The sequence below is a fragment of the Paenibacillus sp. J22R232 genome, assembly GCF_056269165.1.
This window is the reverse complement of record NZ_JBWDNK010000004.1, coordinates 515,179-531,239: the sequence shown is the minus strand read 5'-3', so window position 1 is coordinate 531,239 and position 16,061 is coordinate 515,179. Positions and strand designations below refer to the sequence as shown.

Below are 16,061 nucleotides of genomic sequence, written 5' to 3'. Positions count from 1 at the left end.
ACTTAAAAGCAACTATTTTTTTTGATCAATGAAGTAGCTTTCAGACGGCGAATTTGAATCGTAGCTGTTTTTTTGTATGCGTGTCTTATTAACCTTAATGATCATCGCTGCCGCTTCTTCTTTTAACTCATTCATCCGAGCAACCATAACCTCGTCATAACCCACGATTATGCGCAGCATACGCTTCTCTTCTTCCTCTAATGCAGGTCGAAGCTGTAGATCTGGGATGACCTCATCTCTCAACTGAATGAGATCCATCCATTCATCCATGCTCGTATCTTCTAGCCGCTTCGCCAGCCCCAAAGTGGTTTCGTACAATTCAATTAATGCACTACTCACCTTAAACTGTCCCCGATTGAACATTTCCTGGCACGCTTTTTATGGCCTGCTTCCATGCATCACGGAGCTCCATCAGATGCCCAAGCACTTCGTTTGCCATTCTTGCGTCTTTTTTGAAGTTCGATTGAATGAGCAAATTCAACATATATTCATAGATACGAACCAAGTCCTTCGATATCTCATATTCATGGTCGAGCGAAGCAATCAGTTCATTGATAATCGCCTGCGATTTCATCAAGTACGTATTTGCCATCTCTAAGTTGCGTTTTTCAATTCCTTCTATGGCCGTTTTAGTAAATCTAATTGCTCCTTCATACAGCATTATAATAAGCTGACCTGGTGCCGCTGTCTGAACAGAAGACTGTTGATATACTTTGTATGGCGAATTAAGCAAAGCTTCTCACTCCTTTAACTACGAATAAAAGCTACCTAAGGATGAGGATTGGCTATTGTATTTGTTGATAGCCGATTCCATCGCACTAAATTGCTTATAATATTGCTCTTCCATCCGATCGAGGCGGGTAAGAAGACTGCTTTCTCTCGTTTTCATGTTTCTGATCTGTGTACTTAATGCGGAGTTATCCTTAAAGCTTGCATTCAAATCCGTGCTAACTAGCGAAGTACCTGCCTTTTTGGATAGGCTGTTCAATGCTGTCATAGACGATTTGGACATTTTGCTAAAAACACCTGTACTCCCCATAAACAAAGCCGTTACCTCATCGGGACTGGATTCTAACGCGGTTCTCAGCTTGGTTTCATCTAATACGAGTTTACCTTTTTCGGTGTAACCGCCTGTAGTAATTCCAATTGAAAGCTTCTTGCCGTTTCCATCCACAATTCCGCCTATTAACGATGTGACCGTTGTTCTCAGATCAGAAACGAGCTGGGAAAGCGTACTGTCGTTGCGAAGTGTGCCACTCCTTGCCTTCGCTTCCCATTGCTCAATTTCTTTATCCGACATTTCTTTCTTCTCTTCACTCGTTAATGGAGCGAAGCTGCGGTTTCTCGCCTCCGACAACTCTGTATTAACGGAGTTTATCAAATTGTTATATTCCGTAACAAACGACTTAATGGTTTCCATCGTTTTATTCGTATCCTGTGCGGTTGCAATCGCAGTTGAACTGTTTGCTGCCGTCTTCGCTTTGACCGTAAAATCGATACCGCCAACCACAAAGCGGTTGTTAGCCTGATTATATTCGATTCCGTTAATTAGAACCTTAGCATTTTTACCATCGGTAAAATTTTCAGTTGCATTCGTTGCAGTAAAACCATTAACCGCTAACCCAGTCACCGTTGCGCCATTAGTATCCAATTCCGTAGCACCCGTTTTCGACGCCGTTATAGAGAAGGAACCTGAAGAAGCATCATATAAGGCCGTCGCTTTAACAGAACCACTTACCGCATTAATTTGCTTCGCAAGCGTACTGAGCGTATCTGATCCATTTGCAGTGATGATAACGTTGTTGATCTCAATGACAGCAAGATTGCCGCTAGTAAGGTCGAATCCTAATTCGCTTAACGTTTTATCCGCTCCACCACCGTTCACTGTCCCACCACTGAATTTAAACACGGTATTCGCAGCTTTGGCTACTTCATCTACACGAACATCTAGAGAACCCAGCGCTGTTGGAGAAGTAGAATTAACCGTTAGTGCAGCAGTGTCGCCACTAACCTCTGAAGTCTTTGCACTCATTGCATTCGACAAATTAAAAGCGCTAAGCTTATTATTTCGGAAATCAACAATCTTCGTGCTAATCGAACGATAGTCCTCCTGCTGCCACTCGACCTTTGTCCGATTCTTAATCATGGTATCATACGAGCTTCTTTTCGCTTTCATTAACTCTTTAACCATTGCATCAATGTCTAACCCAGAAGCAAATCCCGAAAGCCGCATCTGTCATTACCTCCCTTATTTAAACCCTCTCGTCAATGAGGATGCCTGTCAGTTCCATTAGCAGCGCAGCCGCATCGAGCAGCTTCTCTTCAGGAATTTCGCGAATGACTTCCCCGCTTTCCTTATCCTTCACCTTGTAAACAATATGATTCGTTGCTTCATGTACGGAACGTTCAATGGTCGTGTCCGGTCCTTGAACAGCTTCAATTAGGCGTTTCATGCTTCTCTTTAAATGCGAATCCTCAACATTCGAAGCCGGAATTTTCTGTTCGTTTACCATCAACCGATCAATATTGGGCACTGCATTAACTACTGCGGCTTCCTTCTCAGGTCCGTTACTCATTTTCTTATCTGTCAAATAGCCCGCCGTGGTGTGTGCAGATGAAATATTCATCATCAATTTTCCCACCTTGATTTCATTTATCTTCTTATTATAATATCGGCCTTATCTCGCGTCTTTGTTAGCGTAAATAATAGAAATATACTAATAAAATAATTGTTTTCCATGAAAATATATAAAAAAAAGCCCTTAGAATAGCTAAGGGCTCTCTTTTCTCTAAAAAAATTATTGCAGCAAGGACAATACGCCTTGTGGCTGCGAGTTCGCTTGAGCAAGCATCGATTGAGAAGCTTGTAGAAGAATGTTGTTCTTCGTAAGGTTAACCATCTCTTTCGCCATATCTGTATCACGGATACGGGATTCAGCTGCTGTAAGATTCTCTACAGTCGTACCCAAGTTGTTCGAAGTGTACTCTAGACGGTTTTGTACAGCACCTAGTTTAGCGCGCTCTGTGGAAACCGATTCAATCGCTGTTTCAACAGCTGAAAGAGTGCTATCCTTGTCAAGGGCATTAAATGAAGATGTAGTGATGGAACCGATAGAAATCGATTGCGATGCATCATCGGATTGGATAAATGCGCCAGAAGTAATGTTCTTGCCATTGAATTTCGTATCGTTCATGATGTTGCCGATTTGCGAACCAAGCTCATTAAGCTCAACGTTGATGTTCGAAATATCGCCAGCTGTGTATGTACCGCTGTTCAGCTTCTGAACGTTCAATTCTTTCATACGGCTAAGCATGGAGCTTACTTCGTTCATTGCGCCCTCAGCAGTTTGTACGAACGATACTCCGTCTTGTACGTTCTTTTGAGCTTGCTCAAGACCGCGGATTTGGCCGCGCATTTTCTCGGAAACAGCAAGACCTGCAGCATCGTCAGCCGCACGGTTGATACGAAGACCTGAAGATAGTTTCTCCATCGATTTACCGGCAGCGGCGTTGTTAAGGCCCATGTTGCGGTGAGTGTTCAAAGCTGTAATATTGTGGTTAATACGCATTGTAATTTCCTCCCTGAAATGGTTATTTAGTCCCACATCCATGTGGTAAGCTTTATTTAGTTGCCTCAATAAGCTCTATATTTAATATCGGCGTTATTCTGCAATTGTTTATAGCTGGATTTAATCTTTTTTCTTTTTTTGTACTGGTGAATGAGTTCGCTGTCATGCTTGATTTCTATGCATATGATTCATGCTCTCTACTTAAACTTACATACTAAAAAAAGAGACCTTAGAATATCTAAGGCCCCTTCCTTTAATGAAGAAATTATTGCAGCAAAGACAATACGCCTTGCGGCTGAGAATTCGCTTGAGCAAGCATCGATTGAGAAGCTTGTAGAAGAATGTTATTCTTCGTAAGGTTAACCATCTCTTTCGCCATATCTGTATCACGGATACGGGATTCAGCTGCTGTAAGGTTCTCTACAGTCGTACCCAAGTTGTTCGAAGTGTACTCTAGACGGTTTTGTACAGCACCTAGTTTAGCGCGCTCTGTGGAGACCGCTTCAATCGCTGTTTCAACAGCTGAAAGGTCGCTAGTGCTGGAAAGACCACTGAAACTACCAGTAGAAATTGAACCGATAGAAATGGATTGCGATGCATCATCGGATTGGATAAATGCGCCAGAGGTAATGTTTTTACCATTGAATTTCGTATCGTTCATGATGTTGCCGATTTGCGAACCAAGCTCATTAAGCTCAACATTGATGTTCGAAATGTCGCCAGCTGTGTAAGTTCCGCTGTTCAGCTTTTGAACGTTCAATTCTTTCATACGGCTAAGCATGGAGCTTACTTCGTTCATTGCGCCCTCAGCAGTTTGTACAAACGATACTCCGTCTTGTACGTTCTTTTGAGCTTGCTCAAGACCGCGGATTTGGCCGCGCATTTTCTCGGAAACAGCAAGACCTGCAGCATCGTCAGCCGCACGGTTGATACGAAGACCGGAAGATAGTTTCTCCATCGATTTACCAGCAGCGGCGTTGTTAAGGCCCATGTTGCGGTGCGTGTTCAAAGCTGTAATATTGTGGTTAATACGCATTGTAATTTCCTCCCTGAAATGGTTATTTAGTCCCACATCCATGTGGTAAGCTTTATTTAGTTGCCTCAATAAGCCCTATGTCTATTATCGGTGTTATTCCGCAATTGTTTATAGCTGATTAATCTTTTTTCATTTTTTTGAACTGATTGATGAGCTCGCTGGCAGTAATACTGGATTTCTCTGCGTTTTGATTCATGTTCTCTACTGAAACATAAAGCTCCTTACGCAATATCCCCACTTCTCCCGGTGCCTTTATCCCAATCCTCACCGTATCGCCCGTTAGCTCCAATATGCTTATTTCAATATCATCGCCTACGAGCACTGCTTCGCCTTTCTTTCTCGTCAATACAAGCATTTCATTCTCCCCCTGCCGATACGCGTTTAGAAAACAACGGTTGATGAATAGAATAGCCGCCATTCGGCAATATATACTGCATGCCTGTACGATCTATTGTATTAATAATAATAGGCGCAGCCAAATTCATCGTTGCAGCAGCCAACTCACCCTGGACATTGACTATGTTATAAACCTGAATCTGTTCCTTGCTTTGTAGATTCATTGCTTCTTTCAATTGTTCGGGTAGGTCAAACTCATATTCACGGAAAAAATCAAAAGGAGAAGCGATAATAAAAGCCAAAGCCCCCTCCTCCACAGACTGCAGATAATGGAACGGACTCTCCTCTATAACAACAATCGTATAATTTTGATATTTTTTAAAGCCTGGCATGCCTCCCGAAAAGGTAATCACCTTATCCTCTTCATATTCCAATAAACCAAATCTGCTCGTTTCGAATACCATGGTGTTCACGCTCCAATTATGTATTTACTAAAAGAAGAAGCTACAGCATCGTTACCGATTCCATAGCTTCATTATATACCATATTGTTATCTCATCTATTGAGCCTTGCTAATACTATCTTAAAAAATCGACCAGTGATTTACTAATAACCTTCGCGCCCACGGAAAGCGAAGCCTCATAAATCGTTTGGCTCGTTGTAGAGTCAATCAGCACCTGCTCCAAATCAGCATCCTCAACCTTCGATTGCATATCCGTCAGACTAAGCTTGAAATCCGCTAATCTGGCTTGCATCAATTCAACGCGATTTGCCTTGGCTCCGATTTGCGCACGTCCATTTAGCATCCTATCGTAGCTACTCTCAATATTCGGAATTTCAGAGGAGATGCCTGTGTAATTCCCATTATTTAATTGAGTCGTAATGCGATCAATAACTGCAAATACATTATCTGTTGCATTAGCGGCACCGAATACTTCATTGCCAGTAAGGCTAATTCCTATTTTCACGTTAGTACCGACTGAATAATTAACAGATGTATTATCCGTTACGATCGCTTTCGCATCAAATAACGGATTAGTCGTATCATAAGGTATTCTATCGAAATTTTCCCCGTTGAATATATATTTTCCGTTCATTTTACTATTGGCTATATCAATCATTTGATTTTTCAGCTCTTCAATTTCACTTTTAACAGCATCGAGCGCTTCTTGCGGATTGGTGCCGTTAGAAGCCTGAGTTGTTAAATCCTTCAACCGCTGCATGATATCCCCTGCCTGGTTGATAACCGTATCCGTAAAATCGAGCCATGACGCCGCTTGGCCTGTATTTTTCTCGAATTGCTCGTTGCTTGCCAGCTCTGACCGGTAACGCAAGGAATACGTAATGCCTACCGGATCATCTGATGCTTTGTTCAGCTTAAGTCCTGATGATGCTTGCTGCTGAATCGAAGCCATAGACTTTAAGTTCGAGTTGATATTGCGGGAAAGCTGCGAGTGCATCATTCCCTGCGTAATTCTAAGCGCCATAACGAAGCCTCCTGTTTAAAAGATATACCATCGAATAACATAAAGTAAACTCGTTATATGTTCATGGAAAGTTTAACGGCCTACCGTACCCGTACCATTAATCAACTTATCCAGCATTTCGTCAAACGTCGTCATAAAACGTGCTGCAGCCGAGTAGGCATATTGATATTTAATCATATCCGACATTTCCTCATCCAAAGAAACGCCGCTAATCGACATCCTGCTGCTATCTACTTGAGCCAATTGCGCCTCAGCATTCGCGTTATCCCGCGTGGCTGCTTGGCTTTTGACCCCCAAAGCACCAACGACAGCGCTATAGAAATCACCAACTGTAGCAATCTTCACCGTACCGCCCGATGCAGTCTCATCGAATGAAAACTTCGAATCCGATAATTGCCCCATTAGAAGCGCTAAGCTATTGTTGCCTTTTACTACTGTCGCTACGCCATTCACCATAGTTGTTCTCATCGAAGAAGCAATTTTATTGGAATCGACTGCTATGCTGGCATTCAGCTGTATGCTTGCAGCCGTAATCGTTGTCGAACCATTCTTCATTGTAAAAATATCTTCGCCTACCGTCGCTGGATCCGTTAACGTGTAGCCAAGCTTATGGAGACCATTAATACCTTTTACGATCATCACTTGATCCGTTGCGGTAGGTGTCGTTGTTCCCGGCAGAACGGAGCCAGCAGGTATCGTTACTTCGACGTCGCCATTTGCAATGGTATTTGCAAGAGTGTCCAATTGCTGCAAAAACTCGCCTACATCATTCAACGAGGTATACATACCGTGAATTTTACCGCCTGTTAGCGTTCCGCCGGCGAAAGCTGTTGCAAGGGTTGCAGGAGTCAGTGCCGTAGAAGCCCCTCCCTCTACTAGCGGAGCTCCTCCCATTGTAATCGAATAGCCATCTGCCGTTTCCACAACATTAACATTCACAAGACCTGAAAGCTGGTCGGTGAGATAATCGCGTTGATCGCGCAAGTCATTTGCATTATCACCGAGCGACTCAATTTTTTTAATTTGTGCATTAAGCGAAGCGATTGAGTTTGATAACGTATTCGCTTCCGCAGCTGTTGCATCTATATTCGAATTCAGGTCATCTTGCAAGTCAGTTAGCTGGCCGCTGAGACCATTGAACGTATCCGTCAGCGCCTGCGTGCGTTCTACCAAAATCTCTCGGGCAGTTACGTTCTCCGGATCTTTACTTAGATCAGACCATGCATTCCAAAAACCTGATAGCACCGTTCGGATACTTGTTTCCGATGGCTCGTTAACAAACGATTCCAGCTTGCTTAACGTGTCCGCTTGTATGGCAGTGCTGCCTGCAATATCCGATTGCTCACGATATTGAGCGTCCAAAAAAGCGTCCCGAATACGTGTTATCGACGTATATTCCACGCCTGTTCCCAATTGCCCTGGGGCATTGGATTTAGACATGCCATAAGCTTCAATTGGTCTCGTAGCTACCATCGTCACCTTTTGCCTCGTGTATCCTGGCGTGTTCGCATTGGATATGTTATGGCTAAGCGTGCTTAAAGCAACCTGTTGGGTGATCAAACTCCGCTTAGACGTTTCCAAGGAATGAAATGTTGAGGTCATCGACTTGCCTCCTTCTTAAGCTCTGCTGTCAAACATTTTGTTCCTTCTGTTGTTGCCTTGTTGATGCATGGGATGCTTGTATACGAGATCCTCGCTCGGGTCGTCGACCATTAAACCGATGGAAAAATCCAAGAAATCAAGAGATTGCTGAATGAGCTGCTGATTCAAATCATTAGCATGCTTTAATTCTGTTAGTACGCTCGTGAGTTTCCCGTGCATCAGAGTAAGTTCCTCTTTCTCGTAAGGGTTAGTCACCGCTTTAATAAGCTCGGACAGCACCCCGCTCCGGATTCGAAACCCGATCTCTTTTATATAACGCACTGTTAAAAGCACTCTCTGCTGCTCCAGCTTCTCCGCATTCGCAGCCAGCAGCTTTTCCTTTTGAGTAAGCACATTCAGAGGAAGGACTTCGTTATTCATGATCAAAGCCTTTTTCTTTAGCTCAATATCAAGTAGCTGCTCATAGAGCTTGTGTTGCTGCTGAAGAGTATCAATAATCTGGGAAACAGACATTCTTTTTCACCCGTTCTATTCTGATTGTTTGTTTCCGAGATACGGAAGCAGCTTCTCAGCGATTTTGCCTGCCTCTACGTGATACGTACCCGATGCGACCGAATTTTTCAATTCTTCGATATGCTTGGTTCTGTCCGCTCCGCTCGCCTTGCTCGTCGTCAGCAGCTCCTTGGCGGCAGCAGAGATTTGGACTTCATCCTTCTGCTTCGCTTTATCTGCAGCCCCAATGCGTGCGTCCTTTTGCTTCTGGTAAGGATTAACCCCACCGATCCGATTCGTTTCATTTATTTTCATCTTATCCACCTCATTTATCTACAGGAACTAAAAAAGCCGATTACCTTTACAAGTATTATCGGCTTCAGTCAAGTGAAATTTTATAGGCAAGGAAATATTAGCAAAAACTCATTTATTATCTTTATATCTGTCGAGCCCTTTATATACGCCAGTCGGGTTATAAGCGCTTTTCAAATCTTCTTTTCTAGCCATATCCTGAAACATTTGCTTTTTATCTTTTTCAATCCGGTGGCGGCAGTTGTCGCACAAATTATGCTCACGAATCAAGTTTCCGCAGGATTCGCACGGGTACGACATATTCGGTGCATTCATAATCGAGATACGGCCTTCGCGTATAAATTTCGTGATCTGTTTAACGGATACGCCCGTTGCGTCTGCTACTTCCGTTATAATGGAACCTTTAAATTCACGCAAATAGTTTGCGCATAATTCGTATTCTTTATCAATATCACGCATGCACGCCGGGCATACGTCTCTAAAGTTTTTGGCAAAAAGCTTTCCGCAGCGAGGACAGTTATCCAAGTTCATCGCTCTGAGCCCTCCTTTTTTGGTCAAACAAATCAGTTATTACCATTATTCTAATCGAAAGCGCCAACATTTTCACTATGAATCTATTGCACTCATTTGAGTCATCATATATTCAAGAACGCGCCCATGTCAAAATATAGATCTCAATCGGTAAAACCGCAGACTTTAACAAGGCTTGCGAACACGCGTCCGCCGTGCTTCCGGTCGTATAGATGTCGTCTACCAAAAGAATCCGAAGCACGCTGCGGCTATGAGGTGTTCTTTTATTAGAGATGGCTTCGGGCTTCTGGATAATTGCCATTTCGGCTGCTTGCGTATTAAAAAGGGCTCTTGTGTCGCGCTGCCTTTCTGCTCGTGTTTTGAAGCTTTGCTTCTCCGTATGGCGCGAACGGACCAACAGCCGCAAGAGCGGGAGGCTATAACGCCTGGCTATAACGCCTGCTAGCTGCTCAGCTTGGTTAAAACCTCGCTCGGTCTCCCGCTCCGAGCTGACCGGTACATAGGTGACAGCATCCCAGCAATCGGCAAACCTTGTTTTGGACTTCCTATTTGGATTGAAACCTATGCACGACCGTTGCATGATTTCAACTGTCATTGCTTCAAAAACAGGCAGAAGCATGTCGGCAAGCAGCGGGGCTAGCCGTTCATTCCCGCGATACTTATATAAAGCGAGCATTTCTCTCATCGCGGGGCTGTAATGAACGGCGCTGCGGTTGAATTGGAATGCGCCATGCGGACTGCGGATGCAGTCCTCGCATGGGATGCCCCGCCCGCAGCGAGTGCAGGCGATGCGGGTAAGCCATGGAATTGCGGAGAGGCATGCTCCGCAAAGGGACTGCCGAAGCTGAGGCGTCAGCTTCGATTGGTTTGCCGTGGCCGCGCTGCGAGCCGCGGTTTGCGGTTTGCCGCATAGGAGGCATGCGGCAGACGTTGGCGCGAGCAGCTGCGCGCCTGCGGCAAGGGCGGATTGCAGCCGCCTGAGCCACTCCAGAGGCGAGAAGGTCATCGGTGCGAGCCTCCTTTGCCGCTGGGGAGCAGATAGCCCTGCTTGCGAGCCATGCGGTTCATGGTTTGGATGTGGCTGACGGCTTGCTGCTGAGGGCGATTGCGTTCCCGGCTGCAGAAATAGACGCTGCCGAAAGGATCATCCGCCGATCTGCCCGCCCTGCCTGCCATCTGCACCAAAGAAGCTTCGTCGAACAGTCTTCCGTCTGCATCGAGGATGTAGACGTCGCTTTTGGGAATCGTAACCCCTCTCTCCAGAATAGTGGTCGTAACAAGCACTCGGATATCTCTGGCGCGGAAACGCTGTACTTTTTCCGTTCGCTCCGCGTCCTGCGAAGAAGTAGCCGATACCGCTGAGCATGATAAAGCAGCCTGCAGCAGCGCGGCCATCGGTTCTGTTTGTGCAATCTGCTGTACGAAGACAAATAACTGAGCTCCGCGGGAGAGCGAGGCCTGCAAGGCGGCTAGCAGCTTTGCAGGCAGCCTCCTCTGCTGCAGCATTTGCTTCACTGCCGGCGTCTGGAGCAGCTTAGGCACTGGCAGCGGATGGCGATGATACCGCACGGGGACTCTTGCGTGCGGCAGCCTGCCCCGCTTGGCAGCCCGCTGCAGCTCGCTCGGCGGTGTAGCGGACAGCAGCAGCCGTGCTGCGCCTGGTGCGCAGCTTTTGTCAGCGGCATAGTGCAAAAGGGGATCACCGGCGGAAGGAAACGCATCCAGTTCGTCAACGACGACTAGGTCAAAGCCCTGATAAAAACGGAGCAGCTGATGCGTCGTAGCCAGCGTTATATCCCCATATTCCCAGCGCTGCTCGCTGCCTCCGTATAAGGTAACCACGGATGCCCTTGGGAACGCTTTGCGTATTCGTGGATCGAGCTCAATGACGACATCGCGGCGCGGCGTTGCGATGAGCGCCTTGCCGCCCCACAGCAGAACGGACTCGACTAGAGGGAATATCATTTCGGTCTTGCCCGCCCCTGTCACGGCCCAAAGAAGAAACTCTCTCGGTCCCTCTCCTCTCCTTTCCGGCTTATCATTCCTGCCCGCATATGTCGCCTCTACAAACTGCAGCGCTTTCGCTGCCGCGGCCGTCTGCGCAGGACTAAGCTGCCATTTCGCTAACCGCTGCTCATGGGACAGCGCCTTGCGCCCCCTCGCAGCGCTCCTCTCTGCTCCACGAAGACCCGAGCGCTGCCCCGTAACCAGCAGCTCGCATTCCCGGCTCCGCCCCATCCCAATGCACGCCGTGCAATAGGCGCACACCCTCCCGCACGCGGCGCATGCCGTGCGGTGCATGGCCGCCTCACCGCTCCCGCAGCGCAGACATCTGCACTCGCGCCTGTGGCGTCCCAGCGCGCCCGATCGCCCGCCATCCGCGGCGGCGATCGATCCGCCCAGGCGCACCTGCCCGAGCAGCGCGGCAAGCTGTAGCATTTCGCTCCAGCCTGCCGCGGAGCCGGGTCCGCCCGCGCCGGACAACAGGGCGTGCGCTTCGCTGCGGAGCAGCGCACGTCCCTGCAGCATAGCCGCGGCGCGCTGCGCCCCCGCCGCGAGCCCCTCCAGTTCCGCTCGACGATGTACGGCTTCTCCCCTCTCCAACCACGCCGCTCTACCGTTCACTGCTCCTGTTCCTCGTTCTATTTGATCCGTCCAATTCCCGTTCTCCCCTGTCTCTGCATCCCTAGCGTTTCCTGCTCCCCGCTCCCGTCGTTCCGCCCACTCTCTCCTACCTCCTGCTTCTCGTTCTCTTCGATCCGTCCAATCCCCGTTCTCCCTTGTCTCTGCATCCCTAGCGCTTCCTGCTCCCCGCTCCCTTCGTTCCGCCCACTCTCTCCCACCTCCTGCTCCTCGTTCTCTTCGATCCGTCCAATTCCCGTTCTCTCCTGTCTCTCCCTCCCAACCACTCGATTCTTTCCGATCCCACCGCTCCGCCAAACGCACTACCCCTTCCTCCCCCAGCTTCGCAAGTTTCTTGTCTTTGCTGCCAAACCTCAGCCAGCGCCCCAATTCTGCGTTCTCTTTGCCCTCTTGCGCCATGCGTTTAGCCTGCTCGGCACAGGCAATGAGCAGCTCTATCGCTTCAAAGCTATCCGTAGAGCTCGTTTCCATTCTCACCTTTGCCGCTTCTCCCAATCGCTTGTCTTGTTGATCGACGGCAACCTTCAACCCGCTCCGCTTTAACGCGACGGACCCCCACAGCTCGACAGCCAAACAAGCATCGCCAAGCGGCAGCTCCTCCCGCAGCAGCCAGCCGCTTTCTCCCTTTTCCTTGTTTAGGCAACCAGCCCCGCCATAATGGCCATCCATCCAAAAATGCCTATCGATCGCAGCATGCATAGACATCTCTGCCTGCCAGCCTCCACGTGTCTTAACCACATATATCCGAACCCTCATCCTGTTCTCCCCTTTGCTCTTCGGCTGAGCATTCAGCGTCTCATCCATCCGTTAAGGCTATTCCACATGCCTGCGGTGAACAAAAAAAAGCACACCCGATGACGCGCAGCGCGTCATCGGGTGTGCTTCACCCTGAATATTCATTTGCAAAAATTATATCCTAAAATGGCATTTTGGACAAATCCGACGGATTCTGCAAATCAATCAACACGGCATGATCCGCTTGCGATACGATGCCTTCGGCCTGCAGGAGCCATAATAGCTGGGTACCGTCCACTTCCTTCGCTTGTGAGCGCTTACGATCTATATTTTCGCTATCCGAACCTATATCTTTGCTATGCACCTTAATTTCTTTGCCGTCTCTGGAAAAACGCTCAACGATGGACAGCGTTTCATCGGTGATCCCCTGATCCACAATGGTAAGCCGTACATCCTTGCCCATTCTCCTCGAAAAAGAAAACAACGAACGCATATACCATTCCATATTTTTTTGCCGAACGTCCGCCACAAGCACAAAATGCTTGCTAGCCTGCTGCCTTCCTCGCCGAATGCGAAATGCCAGATGCACCGACAAAGCAGCCAAAGCATAACAGCCAATGACCAAAAGTAATACCTCCAACATGGCGGCCACCTCCTCATGGTGACACTATATGCCGGGAAGAGCCCACTGGTTCCGCCAAAAAGGACAAGATTGCAAAATGGGCGCAGTGCCTCAAAGTCCTACTTTAATGGTTATTAATAGTCAAATTCCGACAAAGAAACACCCTTGAGCAATTTACAATATATGTTATCATTTTATTACGTAGACTTGCATATATAAGATATGCGTGATTATGGAAAGGAAGCGGTGATTGACGCTTATTAGATTAGCCAGGGAAGCGATGAAGTATAGTCTGTATGTGGACACTTGGATTATATGGAGCGAGTAGTGTAACCGGCCCTCTTAGACCCCTACCACCTATCTAAGAGGAGAGTGAATCATGCGTTATTTTAAAAAACGAATGTCTTTAAGCTTAGCCCTTTTATTAATTTTTTCGCTTGCATTAGGTTCTATAGCCATGGCAGAAGGAGACAACAGCGGCAGCCCTTCCGGAGAAGTGCCGTCAACTGAGAACAGTTGCCAAACCTACTCTACGGATAGGGAGCATATTATCGCCAGCCAAGCCAGTATCGTTGACAACGGCAACGGTACGGCAACGGCAACTTTCACCACGACGCAAGATTGCGTACGGGTAAGCTTCTCCTCCTATGCCGGACCTGCAGATTGGAAACCGGGTCCAGGCGAGACCACTATACCGTATAACAAGCAAGTCCATTTCGATGGGCACTCCATTATATATCCGAAAGCAGGAAGCTACACCATTACGGTTAACCTTCCCGTTTGCCAGCCTTACCAGCTTGATATCTACAGCGGAGAGCTGCTCACCCAGCTGGGAGTAGGCGCTCACGGCAACAAGATTAAAGCTTGGAAGCTAAAGCTCACCAGCACCTGCGCAGGCAGCCTTATTATCAATAAACATCTCAATAACGTTGAAGGAGCGCCCCATGCTGGCATTGCCTTCGAGCTATGGAGCAATGACTCTCTGTTCCGAACAGGAACGACGGACGCAAACGGCGTCCTGGAGTTCAAGGATTTGCCGATCGGCTCTTACGTCCTTAAGGAACTAACGTTAACCGGATTCACAACCGATTTGACCGCAAGCCAGCAAATTGAGGTTACGGCTGCTTCCAGTGCATTAAAAGTAGTGATCAACACGCCGAAGCTAAAGCTGGATACTGCCTGTTCGGCTGATCCGGAAGCTACAAGAAGCTGGATCGTAACGAATGAAAGCAATATCGAGGTACCGTTCGTATGGGAAGTTCCCGGCTCGAATCAGACCGGTGACGGCAAAATTCCGGGTAACGCCTCGGTAACCCTATCCACTTACGCGGTTCAGTCCCATCCAGAAACGTTCGTCAAAGCAGCAAGCACGAATCCGAATACGCTAACCATCTCATGGGGCAATGAAAAGGTGCTATCGCTCGTAAACGATGGCGTGGTTTGTACAACGCCGACACCAACGCCGTCGACGTCACCTACTCCTACGCCTACTATTACGCCAACGCCTACAACTTCAGCGACTCCTGAGACTACGCCTACTTTATCGCCTACGCCATTCTCGACACCAGTGACTACACCGACCGTAACGCCTTCGTCAACGACAACGCCGACGGTATCCCCTACGCCTGAGGAAACGGACATTATTGAAATCGACGATGATGAGCCGCCAGTTGGCGGGGTAGACGATGGTCAGGAGGTTGACTCCGCTACCGATACCGTTGTCGATGATGAACAAGTACCGCTTGATACGTTGCCGAAGACAGGCGACACTAGTCCAATACCGTATTATCTAATCGGCGCTTTTGCTTTGACAGCTGGATTCATATCCATGCGCAAACAAAAACAAAGTAAATAACGCATATTCGTATAACATCTTGCTGCCCGCTCATTAGACGCAAAAACCCCCGCAATCGAGCAGATTGCGGGGGTTTTCTCTATATGTAAATCTGATTGCGATTAAAGCTACAATGTGACCCAACCGTATTTAATCGACTGGATAACGGCTTGCGTACGATCATCAACTTCCATCTTTTGCAAAATACTGCTCACATGGTTTTTGACCGTTTTCTCGCTGATAAATAAGAATTCGCCGATAAGCTTGTTGCTTTTGCCTTCTGCCATTAACCTTAGAACCTCGGCCTCTCGGCGCGTTAACGGGCTCTCATCGCCAGCAACGAATTTCACTCCCGGCTCTTGGGCTGCTGCTGCGCCTGAAACGATTCCCATCTCGTCCAAGTATGTCATGCGGCGAAGCTGGTTAATCAGCTTGCCCGTTACTTTAGGATGGATATAGGCATGGCCTTGAACTACGGAGCGAATAGCATTAATAAGCGATTCTGCCTCCATATCTTTTAACAAATAGCCGGTAGCCCCTTTTCGAAGCGTTTCAAACACATAGCTCTCATCATCGTGGATAGATAAAATGATAACCTTTACATCGGGAAACAAGCTCTTCAACCGCTCAGTCGTAACGACTCCGTTCTCGATTGGCATATTGATATCCATCAAAACAATCTCAGGAATCGTATGATTGCAAAACTCCATGACTTGAATGCCGTCCCCGCATTCGCCGATAACTTCAAGATCGTCTTCCATATTTAGAATCCGTTTAAGTCCTTCGCGAAATAGCTGGTGGTCATCCGCAAGTAAAATTTTGATAGTATTCATACTGCTTGCAGGTCTCTGGATCATCAACA

Annotated in this window: 18 protein-coding genes and 1 riboswitch; of the genes, 1 reads left to right on the top strand and 17 read right to left on the bottom strand. The window is 47.5% G+C overall.

Going from position 1 to position 16,061, the window contains the following annotated elements; genetic code table 11:
- Nucleotides 1–12: 12 nt before the first annotated feature.
- From fliT to AC0YN3_RS16145, 16 genes are all read right to left on the bottom strand, one after another.
- Complete coding sequence (fliT, locus tag AC0YN3_RS16220; RefSeq protein WP_475776046.1) at nt 13–339, bottom strand: flagellar protein FliT; 327 nt, start codon at nt 337–339, stop codon at nt 13–15.
- Nucleotide 340: 1 nt separating this feature from the next.
- Nucleotides 341–733, bottom strand: coding sequence for a flagellar export chaperone FliS (fliS, locus tag AC0YN3_RS16215; protein ID WP_475776045.1), 393 nt, complete (start codon nt 731–733; stop codon nt 341–343).
- A gap of 18 nt (nt 734–751) precedes the next feature.
- The gene (fliD, locus tag AC0YN3_RS16210) at nt 752–2,233 is read right to left on the bottom strand and encodes a flagellar filament capping protein FliD (RefSeq protein ID WP_475776044.1); all 1,482 of its coding nucleotides are present in this window, start codon (nt 2,231–2,233) and stop codon (nt 752–754) included.
- A gap of 19 nt (nt 2,234–2,252) precedes the next feature.
- Nucleotides 2,253–2,630: a flagellar protein FlaG gene (locus AC0YN3_RS16205; RefSeq protein ID WP_475776043.1), complete on the bottom strand. Its 378-nt coding sequence runs from the start codon at nt 2,628–2,630 to the stop codon at nt 2,253–2,255.
- A gap of 168 nt (nt 2,631–2,798) precedes the next feature.
- Nucleotides 2,799–3,569 (bottom strand): flagellin N-terminal helical domain-containing protein, encoded by a 771-nt coding sequence (locus AC0YN3_RS16200; RefSeq protein ID WP_475776042.1) that lies wholly within the window; start codon nt 3,567–3,569, stop codon nt 2,799–2,801.
- A gap of 265 nt (nt 3,570–3,834) precedes the next feature.
- Complete coding sequence (locus AC0YN3_RS16195; RefSeq protein WP_138753696.1) at nt 3,835–4,605, bottom strand: flagellin N-terminal helical domain-containing protein; 771 nt, start codon at nt 4,603–4,605, stop codon at nt 3,835–3,837.
- A gap of 118 nt (nt 4,606–4,723) precedes the next feature.
- Nucleotides 4,724–4,960: a carbon storage regulator CsrA gene (gene csrA, locus AC0YN3_RS16190; protein ID WP_475776041.1), complete on the bottom strand. Its 237-nt coding sequence runs from the start codon at nt 4,958–4,960 to the stop codon at nt 4,724–4,726.
- Between the two features lies 1 nt (nt 4,961).
- Entirely contained in the window at nt 4,962–5,405 is a 444-nt protein-coding gene (gene fliW, locus AC0YN3_RS16185; RefSeq protein WP_475776040.1) for a flagellar assembly protein FliW, read from the bottom strand.
- Between the two features lie 114 nt (nt 5,406–5,519).
- Entirely contained in the window at nt 5,520–6,428 is a 909-nt protein-coding gene (gene flgL / locus AC0YN3_RS16180; protein ID WP_475776039.1) for a flagellar hook-associated protein FlgL, read from the bottom strand.
- A 72-nt stretch (nt 6,429–6,500) separates the two neighbouring features.
- Nucleotides 6,501–8,030 (bottom strand): flagellar hook-associated protein FlgK, encoded by a 1,530-nt coding sequence (gene flgK, locus AC0YN3_RS16175; RefSeq protein ID WP_475776038.1) that lies wholly within the window; start codon nt 8,028–8,030, stop codon nt 6,501–6,503.
- A gap of 15 nt (nt 8,031–8,045) precedes the next feature.
- Nucleotides 8,046–8,543, bottom strand: coding sequence for a flagellar protein FlgN (locus AC0YN3_RS16170; RefSeq protein ID WP_475776037.1), 498 nt, complete (start codon nt 8,541–8,543; stop codon nt 8,046–8,048).
- A gap of 15 nt (nt 8,544–8,558) precedes the next feature.
- Nucleotides 8,559–8,837 (bottom strand): flagellar biosynthesis anti-sigma factor FlgM, encoded by a 279-nt coding sequence (flgM, locus tag AC0YN3_RS16165; RefSeq protein ID WP_475776036.1) that lies wholly within the window; start codon nt 8,835–8,837, stop codon nt 8,559–8,561.
- A gap of 108 nt (nt 8,838–8,945) precedes the next feature.
- Nucleotides 8,946–9,365: a TIGR03826 family flagellar region protein gene (locus tag AC0YN3_RS16160; RefSeq protein ID WP_475776035.1), complete on the bottom strand. Its 420-nt coding sequence runs from the start codon at nt 9,363–9,365 to the stop codon at nt 8,946–8,948.
- A gap of 112 nt (nt 9,366–9,477) precedes the next feature.
- Nucleotides 9,478–10,371 (bottom strand): ComF family protein, encoded by an 894-nt coding sequence (locus AC0YN3_RS16155; protein ID WP_475776034.1) that lies wholly within the window; start codon nt 10,369–10,371, stop codon nt 9,478–9,480.
- Nucleotides 10,368–12,764, bottom strand: coding sequence for an ATP-dependent helicase ComFA (locus tag AC0YN3_RS16150; RefSeq protein ID WP_475776033.1), 2,397 nt, complete (start codon nt 12,762–12,764; stop codon nt 10,368–10,370). The genes AC0YN3_RS16155 and AC0YN3_RS16150 overlap by 4 nt, the downstream gene beginning before the upstream one ends.
- A gap of 160 nt (nt 12,765–12,924) precedes the next feature.
- The gene (locus AC0YN3_RS16145) at nt 12,925–13,386 is read right to left on the bottom strand and encodes a hypothetical protein (RefSeq protein ID WP_475776032.1); all 462 of its coding nucleotides are present in this window, start codon (nt 13,384–13,386) and stop codon (nt 12,925–12,927) included.
- Between the two features lie 243 nt (nt 13,387–13,629).
- Nucleotides 13,630–13,713, top strand: a riboswitch (cyclic di-GMP riboswitch).
- A gap of 31 nt (nt 13,714–13,744) precedes the next feature.
- Between AC0YN3_RS16145 and AC0YN3_RS16140 the strand changes: the two genes are divergently transcribed.
- Complete coding sequence (locus AC0YN3_RS16140; RefSeq protein WP_475776031.1) at nt 13,745–15,220, top strand: SpaA isopeptide-forming pilin-related protein; 1,476 nt, start codon at nt 13,745–13,747, stop codon at nt 15,218–15,220.
- A 107-nt stretch (nt 15,221–15,327) separates the two neighbouring features.
- Here the strand turns inward: AC0YN3_RS16140 and AC0YN3_RS16135 are convergent, their stop codons facing one another.
- On the bottom strand, nt 15,328–16,056 hold the full coding sequence (locus AC0YN3_RS16135) for a response regulator (RefSeq protein WP_281379167.1): 729 nt from the start codon (nt 16,054–16,056) through the stop codon (nt 15,328–15,330).
- Between the last annotated feature and the right edge of the window lie 5 nt (nt 16,057–16,061).